Source organism: Sphingobacteriia bacterium (assembly GCA_017304685.1).
Taxonomy (GTDB): domain Bacteria; phylum Pseudomonadota; class Alphaproteobacteria; order Rickettsiales; family 33-17; genus JAFKLR01.
The window spans coordinates 259,627-272,953 of the sequence record JAFKLR010000003.1 but is presented as its reverse complement, the minus strand read 5'-3'; the positions used below and the strand labels follow the sequence as shown (position 1 = coordinate 272,953).

Here is a 13,327-nt window from a genome sequence, read left to right as displayed (position 1 = left end):
CCTTATAATAAAATATTTAGATTTGGATTAGATGGATTATAGAAAACTTTTATATCACTCTTATTATATATAAGCTGTTCTAGCTTCCTAGCCGGTAAAAGAGAGTGAGAGGTATATACTTTCTCACCTACCATAAATTCATAACCAATTCTATAAACGTAGACATACTTCTCTTTTGAGGGTTTATTAATGCTTAGTAAATGCATTTCAGTAATTTGATGATTTTTTATTATAGAAAAAGTTAATTTTACTTCTTTAAAGAATCTAAAAGATTCATACATAATTAGAGGAATTATTAGTAATAAAATACCAATTTTTTTTGGATAATAACCTGTAGCCTTACCTTCATTAAACACATATATATTCCACTGTATTAGATAATAAAATGCAATTAAGCCTATAATCAACATAACAAAATATAATGCGAACCTAATTTTAAGAATTAATCTCTTATTGTTAAAATCTTGTTTTTTAAGTATCTCAATAGTAATTGCAGGATAAATTAATAAAATCATGTAAAGAATAGTATAATATGCTGGAAGAGGATCTATATTTTTAGTATCTAGTTTTAAAAGAAATAATGTGCTTATAATTCCTAAAATAACAGAACTACAGTATTTAATTAACTGCCATTTTTTTTTGTTTGATGGCACTCTAATTTTCTCAAATTCATTTTTCAATTCTTCGCTAATTTGCATTTTCGGTCTCAAGGTAATCAATTATAAGTTGTGTTTTTATACATAGTCTCATTTAAAATTTAAATCAATAAGAATATTTATATAATGTTAGTACAATTATTAATACTAATATTTCGTTAATAGTTAGTTAAAGTTAGAGCCTACTTTAATTAATTACTTAGTAATGACAAAATTACGATTTTCAATTTTTTCTCTAAAGCTTTCCAGTGTATTAATAACCTCAGCGCTTACATCCGATTGTTTTACTTCAAGGACTTTTTTCATATCATGTAATGGCAGTTCATCGCTTGTATTTAGTGCATATGACCATATAGTAAAACTAATTTCTTGAGGAATGTTATAAGAACTAAAGGCTTTAGTCAGATCTTTTAATAATGTAATTAAAAGGTTATTAGAAGGAAGATACATTTTTATTTTTTGTATTTTATCTCTTGAATATTGAATTTTCCCTTTAAATTCCTCTTGTTTTTCTTTTTTAAATATTGGGGCTGTTATTGTGTAATTACCTAACCTCATTACACATTCAAGTAATAAAAATGATTTATAATAACCACATTTATATCTTTCATTGATGACAGAAATATTTTTAGCAATATAAAATGCTTTTAGAACTTTTTTATAATAATTCGCAGGTTTTTCTTTAATTATATCTAGCTTTTCATTTAACTTATTAAAATAAACCGCTTTTAAGGCCTCAAAATTATCTAATGCTTCTGGAGTAGTTTTACTTAAAATAAATATAGTCCAAAGCGACGGCGATAAAAACATATTACTTTCACATAAAGAATTACTCTTTTCCTCTATAATATTAATAAACCAATCCTTTAATACGTCTTCATTATCTTTAAATTCATCAAGAAGCTTATATTCTAATTTAAGCCTAGAATGTGATATGTCTGGTAAGCCACAATCTAGTTTAAGATATTCATAAACTTCTCTAAGCAGTTTCTCTATATCACTTAATATAATTGCATTACCATTTTTAAAAAAACTTATGAAATTGTTCGGTGCAATTTCTTTTAAAACCCATAAAGCTTCCTTATGATCATTTTTAAGAACATAATTAAAAAACTTAAACTTATCATTATTTGATAAAGATTTAATTTTAATTATTCCTTTTAAAATTATAATAAAATTTGGATTAACCGGCTGAGATAAGGCATAATTATATAATTTTAAGGCAGCTTCATTACTTAAGCTTTTTAAAACCTTTTCAACGTTTATTTTGATATTATTTTTTTCTAAAGTCTCTTTATAGTTTAAAAATTTACAAATCTCTTCAGCGGAATAAAACGACCAATTTTCAATAGAACTTATTAAGTTAATTAATTTGCTTAAGTTGAGCTTTTCAGCAGATAATTTATAATTTATAAATTCTAAGTAAAAAGGCTTATCATTAATAATTTTGCCAAATACATTTAGAAAAAATGTAAATTTCTTATCAGATAGATTATCGGCCATATATAAAAGTTTTTCTCGAATTTCTAATGAGGGATAAATATTAGAAATCTTTTCAAATAAATTATTTTTAGCTAAAAGATGTATTATAACACTGTCATCATGAGCTATTTTTATTATAGCTGCTAAAGCTTCCGGGCTAAATTCTAATATAAACTTACTTATATTGTTTTTTATTTCAGGAGCAAGATAAAGCGTGTGTTCCAACTCTAAGGCTAGTTGTACATATACGTTTTTTTCGCTTAATTCAAAATTTTCAGTTTGTATACCTTCAAAAACTTCATGCAAAATTCTATTACTATCAACAGTCTTTTGATTTCCCTGAACTTGATAATATAATTGGGAAAATGAAAGTAAATTAAAGTGTATGTGCCATTTTGAAGTAAATAACTCATACTTTGAGTTCAAGCAAATATTTTTGATTATTATAAAAGCAGTAGATTTTTCTAATTGCTTAAATTTATTATATGTAAAAAGTGCTTTATAAGTATTTAAATATTCTTCTTGATTATCTATATATTTATTTCCGCATTCAATAATAAGGTTTTTATAATCATCTAAATCAAGCTTTTTTAAAATCTTATGAACTTCTTCGATTCTTATATTCAGTGAATTTTCATTAAGTTTATCAAAATTCAAATACTTATTTAAAAGAGTTAGATAAAACTGTGATTTATTATCTATTTTCTGGAAATGATCATGGGTAAGAATAAATTTATATAAATAGAAATTAGCTTTATCATTGATATATCTTTTTTCACAAAGCGTTAAAAGTTTCTCATAAACATTAAACTCAAGACAATTAAGCAATTTAGTACTTATATTTTTGTTAAGTGATAAATGAATTAAATAAAGATAATTCTTTAAATCCTCTTCCTCATCTAATTCTGGCTTTTGAGTTATGTTATATACATTTAAAATGTTATCTATAATCTCATTATATTCAAACATTTTAGTATAACAGCCATAAGTATATTTCTCATATAAATCTTTACCATTTTCAATAACGATTGAGTTATATACTGAAGTCGTGCTTATTAATTTTATAAGTTCACTTGATTTACTTTCTAAAGCACATTCGAATAAGGTTGCGATAACACTATAATCATCCTGTTTTTTTAATATATAATCGCTTAATATATAAATTGGGGTTTTTGAACCTATTATATAATCTACTACTATTGAATTAAGTTCGTTTATTTTGGATGTATTAAAAAATTCTAAAATCCATTCTGCGCTTATATTTTTTCTTATCGCACAATATATAATGGAATTAACAGTAGATAAATTATTTTCATTGAAATATCCCTTTTCTGCTGCCTCCATTAATATATCAAAAGAATTGTTTTTATATAAACATTCTAAAATTGTATTAAGTTCTACTTGATAACTTGTAGCAAGCTTTTCAAATACATGAGAACTGTAATGTTCGATTAAAAATTTATAGGAGTTAGGAAGATTATGGATAAGGGAAAGATGAAAAAGATCAAATATAAAACTAGAAAAATCTATATTTGAGCCTAAAAACCCTGAACCTAAATGTTTACCGTAAATGGCTTTTTTAATATGTGGTTCATAGCTTTTATTATTTAGAAGTTTAGCAAGCGATAAATTATCAAGTAAATGCAAGGACTGATTTTTATCATCCAGTAAATCAGATAAAATTTCGTGATTATTTAGCATAATAGCACATTTAAATATTTTATTCTGAGTAAATAATAATTTGTTTTTATATGCATAAATCAAAATTTCATTTGCTAATTTCTCACCTTCTTTTCCTAACTCTAGAGCATAATGAAAGGTTTCTTGAAGTAAATTAGGATAATTCCACAATGTTTCTTTCAATCTTAAAACTATGTCTAAGGTTATAACACTCGTTTTAATCAATTCAGGAAGGTAAGTTCTTAAACTAAAATTATTTTTAAATTTCTCTTCTACACGAAAATCATTCTTAAATTCATTATGAAGTTTTACAATTAAATCAAGCTCATGAGTTTCAGTAATAATTTTGCCAATTATTCTAACAATAGAATCTAAACAATATAATTTTGTCTTATTTAATTTAATTAAACTTTTAAAACTCTTCAAACGCTTTTCTAAAATTCGAGGTTTTTCTTCCTCACTTGAATAATACTTCTTTGATAGGCTAAGAAATACAATATTAATTATCTCTTCCCCCGGTACTGCTTTAGTAAGAAAACTGAAATTTTCAAATTTTCCGCGTAGAATAGCGGCTTTTAATAAATACGGTACAAGCTTAGGCGAAATAAAATAATGCGAGCTATGTTCTTTACTAAGGTCAAGTTGTTTTTCATTTTTATAAAATTCTAATATAATATCTAAAACTTCAATATTCCCCTCTGGTTGTTCAAGAACCGCCTTGTAAATTTTTGAGAAAAATAAAGTTATAGCTTCCTGTTTTAGAGTAATGTTAATTTTCTTATCATTTAATATTTCCTTAATTAAGCTAAAAATAGAGTGTTCACTTGCAAGCTCAAATATGTGTAAAATTAATGTTTTCTCATTACCGCAAAGGCTTAAAATCTTACGAAGTTTTTTTAATTTATTATTTATATCACTTAATTTGTTTATTTCATTAGTGATATTTTCCTTTGTTAGTTCAACAAAAACATTTGTACCTTCTACTTGTAGAACTCTTTTTTTCATAACTATCTTTAGCCTTAAATTTAATAAATATTAATAGGTTTTATAACAAATTTAATAAGGTTAACAATCTAAAATTATTAAGAATAATTATCTGACATTGGTTTTATTTAGATAATATAAACTCACTCTTTTCTATTTTTTCTCTAATGGAACTTGGATTTTTTGTTATTTCTTTTAGTAAAATATCACCAGGATAATAAGGTTTGCTAGATACAGGCTCACTATTTTCATTAACCACAATTCCGTATATTCCTTTTTTGTGTGCAACTTGCCTATCTAAAACGTAATAATAATCTTTTATTACCATAATCCAATTACCTGGAAATATATGAATTTTTTTAGAACCGTAACCAATAGAATAATGTTTATCACTTACTACTAATTTATCTACAGTAAGAACGCTAAACCCTTTAAACATTCTTATATTTTTTTCAGATTTTAGTTTTTCAAATTTTTTTAGTGTTAATTGTTTAAAAATTGGTTTTTCGTATATATGAACCACATTATTAAAATGTATTTCACCGTCTCTAAATATCCACATTTCAGGTAGAATGTTTAATATTTTTGTATTTAAAATTGACTCAATATCATTTTTATGAGCTTCACTTAAATATTGATAAGCAAAATTAAAGGTGTAATTAATTGTACGCTTGAGAGGAAGCTTTTTTAAAAACTCATTAAGTTTATCGATTATTTTATAATAATTGCTATTGTTCTCTTTGAAATAAAAGCTATATAAGATTTCAGCAGCTCTTCTGTGAATTGACATAAAATTACCTCACAAAATTTAATTAAACTTTTGATCAAACTAATTACTTTCCATCGAAAACCTTAGAATTTAGTTGTTTAGAAAAAACATATAGCATATAAGTTTGATAAATTTTTATTTTACAAGACAATACATTAATATATACTAAAAGTTATAAAATTGTGAATAACTTAACAATTATAGGTTTAAATGGATAAATTTAATAACTTACGTGATTTCTCAAAATGGCTTAAGAGTGGCGCAACTGAACCAAGCTTTTTAAGAGGGTTAATCACTAAATGGTACCTCCTTATCGCAGTTCCAGGTGTATATGCTGCGTATAATTTTTTTAGCCACCCAACTGTACAAGGTGTACTTAATAAAGCTGAACAAATAGTTAGAAATACAACTGGCATGGCACTTAGAGTCACTGAAAATTGCACTCCGCTTATTACAGATTTTGTAAGTTTTATAAGTTGTATTCAAAATCAGTAAAATTATGCCAAGGTTATTATCTCAAACCTGCTTATATATTATTATAATACTTATATTAAACTCTTGTGAGCATTTTGAACAGGAAAATGCTGATGTTGATTTTAAAGGTGATAAATTTTATGGTAAAGGTTTCGATAATGGCATTAAATATAATGAAGAACAACTTTACCCCGCCTCAGTAATTGCTTACCCTGGTCAAACATTAAAACAAGTTGCAGAAGACAATGAAGTTGAAGTGTTAGATCTTATGGCAATTAATAGAATTCCAGATGCAGCCTATGAATTTCAAGACGCTAAACGTATTGTTTTACCAAACTATGTTTTACATAGAGTTAGAAATGGTCAAACCGTTTATATGCTTGCTCGCAAATATAAAGTTAACCCTAAATCAATTATAGAAACTAACAATATTCCTGAGCCATTTCAGTTAGTTATTGATCAGGTTGTTAAAGTTCATATTGAAAGAATTGGTATAGATAAAGAAGTAAATCAAACTACTACCGCAAAAAATTTATCATTTGAACCTCAATATCAAGTTGAAACTAACCCTACTTCAAAGCCAAAACATAATCTTTATAACTTACCAAAAGAAGAAGATAGAGAAGCACCACCTGTACAAGTTGAATTTAAAGAAATAAAAAAAGAAGGAAAAAACGTTAACATTCCTAAAATTGTTAGAGCAGAAAAAACTAATGAAAAATTCGTATGGCCAGTAAAAGGTAAAGTGATAAATGGGTTTGGCAATCAACCAGATGGAACTAAAAATGATGGTGTAATTGTTGCAGCACCTCATGGTACTGCTATTAAAGCTATTGATAATGGTCTTGTTGTATATGCAGGTGATGACATAGTAGATTTCGGCCATATGGTTATTATTAAACATTCTAACAACATGTACTCAACATATGCTCATCAAAGTAAAATTATGGTTCACAAAGGTGACGAGGTTCGTAAAGGGCAAGTGATAGGAAAAGTTGGAGCAAGTGGTACTGTTTCATTTCCTCAACTTTATTTCTCAATTCGTAAAGGTAAAAAGGTTTTAGATCCTATAAGATTAATCAAAAGATAAAATCAAGTAACCTTTGTTTATTAAAAAATTTTCCTTAAAAATCAACGCTTTAAAAATTTATTTAATAAACAAATTAAAAATATTAATATATTATTAATATTTTTAATTTAATATTAAGTTATTAATACTTAAAGGTTGTATCATGACTAAAGCACAAAGTAATAAGCCTAAGAAATATCTTATTTTAACTTCATCAGGTGGTGGCGGACACGTTGCTGCTGCTAAAGCAAAAAAAGAAGAATTATTGAAAAGAGGTATTCCTGAAGATCAAATCGATGTTATTGATATAACAGGGATAGATAGTATTGCTGCTAACAAGGGTCATTCATGGATTCCTGTAATTAAAGGACCTTTTTCAGGAACAGAACTTTTTTCTGGCGAAGCTAATATAAAAAAATGGGATGAATTACAAAAAAAAGGTGGAATGACTGCCGTTAGAGAATTAGAACATTTATTAGATTTTCAATGGATAGCTGAAAGAATTCAATATAATTCTATTTATTCTAATATGAAAAAATATTTGGAAGAAAATAATGTTCAAGAAATTTTTGATACACAGGCCTTATCAACTTCTGCAACATGCCAAGCTATTACCGAACATAATAAAACAAGACCAGAAGCAGAAAAGCTGGGAATGACTAAAATAGTTACTGAATTTTTAACGCATAGAGCTACACATTTTTTAGTACCCCTTAGCAGCGTTAAAAGTGAACATAGAGAAGTTTTAAAAGTTCAAGTTGTAAAACCTCCACTTTTAGGTCCAGGTGAAAATTGGGAGAGTTTTGCTAAAAGACATTATGTTGAAGGAATAACATTTGAGTTTTTATCTGAGCAAGGTATTGAACCTCCTATAAGAAAAGAATTTAAAGAAGAAAATTATAATCAAAGTAAACAAATTATAATTAAAGGCAAAAACGATGCACAAGTAGAGGCAAGTAATCAGGGTAAAGATCCATCTAAGCAAGAATTAAAAGAACAGGAACACATTTTACAAATTCTAGGAAATTCAGCTAAAAACGAAGGTAATGATTTCACCATAACTAAAGGTGAAAAAGATAGATTAACTACAATTACTCTTGGCAGCCAAGGTAGCTCTACAATTTTAAAATATGTTGATAGTTTCATTGATCAAGCTTTAAAAGCAAATTACCAAGATGGAAATGTTTATCTATGCGTTGCCGCCGGTAAAAATGAAGGAAATAATTCATTATATGCAATGGTTAGAAACCATATACAACAAAGATTAGAAGATTTAGAAAAACAAGGTAAAAGATTACCTGATAATGTAAAAATCATTCCACTAGCTTTCCAAGATGGTAAGCATATGGCATCTCTACACCATAATAGCGATGTGCTAATTACACGTTCCGGCGGAATGTCTAGTATCGAAGCTGAATACACGCAAGCTAAAAATAGTAAACGAAAAGTATTTGTTCATTCAGAAGAAGTAGTTAAAATTCCTGAAACTTTTCCAAATCATAATTACGATGCAGTTTATGAATCTTTACTTAGTGGTGCTTTAAGATGGGAAGGTGGAAACGCTGAATATTTAATGAAAAATATTGGAGCATCACTTGTAAGTCCTGAAGTAATAAATTTTGGTTTAGAAGCAGAAATTCAGCAGAACCACCTTAATTCGCTTTTTCATATGGCTTATAATGATGAGTTAGGGTACCAAAATAAAGAAGCAATAAAGAAATTAATTTTTAATGGTTCAAATCCTAATTTAAAATTACCAGATGGTTCTTCTATAATTGACCATGCTAAAGATTTTAAAACTATAAAAATGCTTGTAAGCCATGGCGCAAAATTAACTGATAAAGTTTTAAATAAAGATCTTTTAACTGCTACGCAGAAAGAAGAATTAAAAACTGAAGCCAATTTATTCAAACAAAATTTTGTCAATACTTCTACTCATATTCATGAAGCATTTTTAAATGCTATCAAAGAAGGAAATATAAGTGAAGTCAAAGGCTTAATCCACAATTTTCCAAAATTAGGTCATCAGGAATTAAATATTGCTGGAAAAACTTACGTGAGCCCTGTTCAATACGCTATTGAAAATAATAAATTAGATGTACTTGAAGTATTACTTCAGAAAAAAGAATACGATGTTAATTTTAGTAATAAACTTGGTACAGCTTTACATTTCGCTGTGGAAAAAAATAATGTAAAAGCAGCTGAGCTATTATTAAAATATGAAGCAAATGCACACATTGCTCATAAGGGCAAGACCCCATATGAAATGTTAGAGGGTAAACCTAAAGAATATGGAGATATGTTAAAGCTTTTTGTAAGAGAAAATGTATTACATCCAATTCATGATAAATTACCAGTGGTAGCCGGGGTAACTGTTAAAGAATTAGAAGAGATTATGTTCCACGAAGGAAATAAATTTGGTAATACTGAATTACATAGAGCAATACATTATCTAAATCAAGGAAAAGATAAATTTAAAGAAGTCTTTGGAAATAGAGAACTTATAGACATTATACATGATAATATAAATCATATTAACCAACATAATATTGATAAAAAAACTCCTCTTTCAATATGTAACGATCAAGAAGTTAGGAAAGCTTTAGTTGAATTTGGAGCAGATATTAAATTTTCGCCAAGTGGACTTACAGTTAATCAAAAGGGAGAATTAGTTGGTGAATTTGTTAAGTATCAAAAATTTATTGCTAATTCACGAAAATTTCTTCTAGAAGAATTTAAAAACAATAAAGAAGATGCCAATAGATTTACTGAATCATTAGTTGGAAAATTAGAAGGGTTTCTTGAAAAAGATAATAAAAAACTGGGTCAACAAGATAAAGAAAAATTATGCGATTATTTAAAAGAAGCTCATAAAAAATTAAGTGAAGCACGTACAGAAGTAAAAAAAATGAGCATTATAGGTAAAATTGCCAATTTCTTTAAAAAATTGATTGGTAACGATATGTTTACAAAATTTATGAAGTCGGCTTCAAAAAATTTAGAACAAAATTTTTATAAAGAAATAAAAGTTAATATTACCGATAAAAAACCAGTTTTAGGTACATTTACTAGAAATGTAAATAATAAAGCTGATATCGGTAAGGGTAGAATAGACTAATAATTATTTATATTTACTCGCTAATAATTTCTTCTTTTTTTGGTTGCATTTTATAGTAAACATATATGCTTAAAGGAATAGAAATTAAATAAGCTAGTGCTAGAAGTGGAAGGGTTGTCCATGGTTCTAGTATTATCATGCCAATAATAAATCCAAGGAGGACCATTACAATTGATGCAATTTTGCGGTGAATTGTAATTTTTTTCCCAGAAAATGTTGGTATTCTACTAGACATTAAAAAGCCTACTATAATTAATAACACTACATTTGCTAAAGGTTTAGTTAAATATTCATATTCAATATATAACATAATTGGAACAAGTGTTATTATAGCAGCTGTCGGAGAAGGTAACCCTACGAAGAACATTTGATATTTTTTCTTAGTAGCCTCATCTTCATCTTCTTCTAAATCAACATTAAATCTAGCAAGTCTTATTGCGCAACAAATAGAATAAAAAAGTACTGCTCCCCACCCTATTGCTTTATTTGGGATATCTTTAAGGCTCCATAAGAACATTATTAATGCAGGACAAACACCAAAATTCACAAAATCAGATAATGAATCAAGTTGTGCACCAAATTTGCTTGTTGCACCTAAAAACCTTGCAAGTCTGCCATCTATACCATCTAAAAAGCATGAAATTATAACGCAGGAAATAGCAAGTTCCCATTTTCCTACAAGAGCAACTTTTATTGAGGTTAACCCGAAGCATAATGCGAGTAAAGTTACAATGTTTGGAGCTAAACGACTTAAAGGTAGATTACCTTTCTTAATCTGTTCTAGTTCTTCATTTTCATTATCAATTTCTTCTTGCGTCGTCATTTATATGCCTATTTTTATATTTTTATAATCCTTACTTTAAAGAAACCGTAGGATTTTTCAATATAATTCATGATATTTGTTAGAAAAAGTAATTATAAAGGTAGTGCTAATCCTCAAAAAAATAGAAGCCTTGCTAAATAACCTTCATTGCTTTGTGAATGAAAAGTGGTTTGTATAGTACTAACTATTCCCCAATATCATTTATACTAAAGAATTATACATTTGCATTCTTCGGAAATAGATCTTGAATCTTCAATTTTACGATGATTTGAGATACTTACTTCATCATCATGGGCTTTTGACTCTTTCACCTCTTTTGACTCCTCTAATTCTTTAATCCTTTGCTTAAGAGTATAATTTTCATTTATTAAATTATATTGATCCTCCGCAAAATTTTGTATCTGAGAATCTTTAAATTTCAATTCTTCTTTAAGTTTATTAATATTTTCGTCATAGCTTCCAATTTGTAAATAAACGTGATCCAGATCATCTTGCAATATAATTGCATCTTCTTTTAAATCTTTAATTTCCTTCTCATATTCAATAACTTTAAGAAGCGCCTCATGACCAGCTTTATATATATTTTGCATCTTTTCCTGATCTGTAAGTAATTGTTTATTTAGCGCTGTATATTTCTTTTCTTTTTCACGAAGGCAGTAATTATCTGATTGAAGATCTACAGTTTGTTTTATTATACTTAATAGGCGGCTATCATCTGCATCTTGAGCTACCTTAAGCAAATTTTTATATTCTTCACTTTGAATGAAGTTTTCACTATTAAAATTTTCAAGCCTTTGGATTTTTAATTTTAAATTTTCTACTTCTTCCTCTAAATCTAAAATCCTTTGCCTTTTATTTCCTAATTTTGAAACTAATTCTTTATTATGTTGAAGTAATTTAATTAGATTTTTGATTTTAGCTATTAAATTAAATAAAGTTACATTGGAATTTTCTTTATAAGTTTGTAAAATTGCTTTTTCTTCTTCCTGAGCTTTTTGTTCAATTTTTTCTAGCTTTATGGTTAAATCTGAATGATTTTCCGCCTTTTTTCTTTTTACTTTAGGAGTAGAGGTTAAATCTGTACATGATTTAGATTCTTTTAAATCTTGTTGAAATTCATTTAAAGGATATACTTCCTGAAGCTTTTTACTAAGACTCATTTTAAATACCTGAAATTTATTAATTGCTTATTTTATATTAACTATATATTAACTAATATTACATATTCATATAAATATTTCAATACTTAAGTAAGATAGATATTTTTAAGATGAGGTAAATGGTTATGAGATAAGGATAAACAAAAATTAGCTTTATGAATTTAGTAATTTTAGCAGATGATTACTTATAAAGAATAAAAAAATTAAAAATAAAAGGGGAGTAAAAACTCCCCTTTTTTAAATTATCTAACTTCGCCTTTTCTAGCTTCTTTGTTATTGGCTAAATCGGCTAAAATTGTTTCCCCACCTATAGCTTTTTGGCCTTCAACTACTAATGGTTTAATATCCTTTGGCATATAAACATCCATACGGCTACCGAAACGGATAATACCAAATTTCTCACCAGCTTTAACTTCCTGGTTATTAGTTAAGTTACATACAATTCTTCTTGCAATTAAACCTGCGATTTGAACAAAAGCTATTTCAGTATCTTTATAATTTGCTTTCATTCTTACAGATTGACGTTCGTTATCTTCACTTGCTTTATCAAGAGTGGCATTAATAAATTTACCTGGTCTATAATGTAAAGCAGTTATTACACCTTCAGTAGGAACACGATTAACATGCACATCGAATACATTTAAGAAAATACTGATGCGCATCATTTCTTCATCGCCCATATCAAGCTCAACAGGTGGCTTTGCCATTGTAATTTTGTCAACTACACCATCGGCTGGACTTACAATTAAACCTTCACCAACAGGTACTACTCTACTTGGATCACGGAAGAAAAAAGTGCACCATACTGTTGCAACTGTTCCGATCATTCCTAAAGCAGAATTAACCATAGCCAATATTATTGTGACTACTGCAAATATTACTACAAAAGGATATCCTTCCGGATGAATTGGGTAAATAACACGTTTAATCGAATTTAGCATTTATATCTCCATAAATTATCCTGAACATTAAATAATTCAAATTTATTTAAAGTTCAACTTAAATCGTAAATTCAAACTATTAAGGGTTCAAAAACTTAAAGTTGTTAAATTTTTAACCTTTTAGCTACTAATTTAGAATTTTTAATTATGATTTAAAATAAATTTATAATC

Annotated in this window: 9 protein-coding genes; 3 read left to right on the top strand and 6 right to left on the bottom strand. The window is 27.3% G+C overall.

Annotated features, from left to right (window positions below; genetic code table 11):
• Positions 1-2: 2 nt before the first annotated feature.
• The 3 genes from J0H68_01355 to J0H68_01345 form a co-directional block, all read right to left on the bottom strand.
• On the bottom strand, positions 3-698 hold the full coding sequence (locus J0H68_01355) for a hypothetical protein (protein ID MBN8827336.1): 696 nt from the start codon (positions 696-698) through the stop codon (positions 3-5).
• A gap of 153 nt (positions 699-851) precedes the next feature.
• The gene (locus tag J0H68_01350) at positions 852-4,823 is read right to left on the bottom strand and encodes a hypothetical protein (GenBank protein ID MBN8827335.1); all 3,972 of its coding nucleotides are present in this window, start codon (positions 4,821-4,823) and stop codon (positions 852-854) included.
• Positions 4,824-4,926: 103 nt separating this feature from the next.
• Positions 4,927-5,592: a hypothetical protein gene (locus J0H68_01345; protein ID MBN8827334.1), complete on the bottom strand. Its 666-nt coding sequence runs from the start codon at positions 5,590-5,592 to the stop codon at positions 4,927-4,929.
• Between the two features lie 189 nt (positions 5,593-5,781).
• Between J0H68_01345 and J0H68_01340 the strand changes: the two genes are divergently transcribed.
• The 3 genes from J0H68_01340 to J0H68_01330 all read left to right on the top strand — a co-directional run bounded on the left by J0H68_01340 (position 5,782) and on the right by J0H68_01330 (position 10,232).
• A complete protein-coding gene (locus tag J0H68_01340; GenBank protein ID MBN8827333.1) occupies positions 5,782-6,066 on the top strand; it encodes a hypothetical protein in 285 nt (94 codons plus the stop codon).
• A 4-nt stretch (positions 6,067-6,070) separates the two neighbouring features.
• Positions 6,071-7,135, top strand: coding sequence for a M23 family metallopeptidase (locus tag J0H68_01335; protein ID MBN8827332.1), 1,065 nt, complete (start codon positions 6,071-6,073; stop codon positions 7,133-7,135).
• A 142-nt stretch (positions 7,136-7,277) separates the two neighbouring features.
• Positions 7,278-10,232, top strand: a complete 2,955-nt coding sequence (locus J0H68_01330) for an ankyrin repeat domain-containing protein (GenBank protein MBN8827331.1) — start codon at positions 7,278-7,280, stop codon at positions 10,230-10,232.
• Positions 10,233-10,245: 13 nt separating this feature from the next.
• On the opposite strand, the gene J0H68_01325 is transcribed toward J0H68_01330, so the two are convergent.
• From J0H68_01325 to J0H68_01315, 3 genes are all read right to left on the bottom strand, one after another.
• A complete protein-coding gene (locus tag J0H68_01325) occupies positions 10,246-11,055 on the bottom strand; it encodes a phosphatidylcholine/phosphatidylserine synthase (GenBank protein ID MBN8827330.1) in 810 nt (269 codons plus the stop codon).
• A 206-nt stretch (positions 11,056-11,261) separates the two neighbouring features.
• Positions 11,262-12,215 carry a hypothetical protein gene (locus J0H68_01320; protein MBN8827329.1) on the bottom strand — a complete coding sequence of 318 codons (954 nt, stop codon included), beginning with the start codon at positions 12,213-12,215 and terminating at the stop codon, positions 11,262-11,264.
• A gap of 242 nt (positions 12,216-12,457) precedes the next feature.
• On the bottom strand, positions 12,458-13,156 hold the full coding sequence (locus J0H68_01315) for a phosphatidylserine decarboxylase (GenBank protein ID MBN8827328.1): 699 nt from the start codon (positions 13,154-13,156) through the stop codon (positions 12,458-12,460).
• Positions 13,157-13,327 lie beyond the last annotated feature (171 nt).

Excerpts from the sequence above, each read along its gene's own strand:
- J0H68_01320 (MBN8827329.1), bottom strand. The coding sequence starts at position 12,215 with ATGAGTCTTAGTAAAAAGCTTCAGGAAGTATATCCTTTAAATGAATTT.
- J0H68_01350 (MBN8827335.1), bottom strand. The coding sequence starts at position 4,823 with ATGAAAAAAAGAGTTCTACAAGTAGAAGGTACAAATGTTTTTGTTGAA.
- J0H68_01355 (MBN8827336.1), bottom strand. The coding sequence starts at position 698 with ATGCAAATTAGCGAAGAATTGAAAAATGAATTTGAGAAAATTAGAGTG.
- J0H68_01340 (MBN8827333.1), top strand. The coding sequence starts at position 5,782 with ATGGATAAATTTAATAACTTACGTGATTTCTCAAAATGGCTTAAGAGT.
- J0H68_01345 (MBN8827334.1), bottom strand. The coding sequence starts at position 5,592 with ATGTCAATTCACAGAAGAGCTGCTGAAATCTTATATAGCTTTTATTTC.
- J0H68_01325 (MBN8827330.1), bottom strand. The coding sequence starts at position 11,055 with ATGACGACGCAAGAAGAAATTGATAATGAAAATGAAGAACTAGAACAG.
- J0H68_01335 (MBN8827332.1), top strand. The coding sequence starts at position 6,071 with ATGCCAAGGTTATTATCTCAAACCTGCTTATATATTATTATAATACTT.
- J0H68_01315 (MBN8827328.1), bottom strand. The coding sequence starts at position 13,156 with ATGCTAAATTCGATTAAACGTGTTATTTACCCAATTCATCCGGAAGGA.
- J0H68_01330 (MBN8827331.1), top strand. The coding sequence starts at position 7,278 with ATGACTAAAGCACAAAGTAATAAGCCTAAGAAATATCTTATTTTAACT.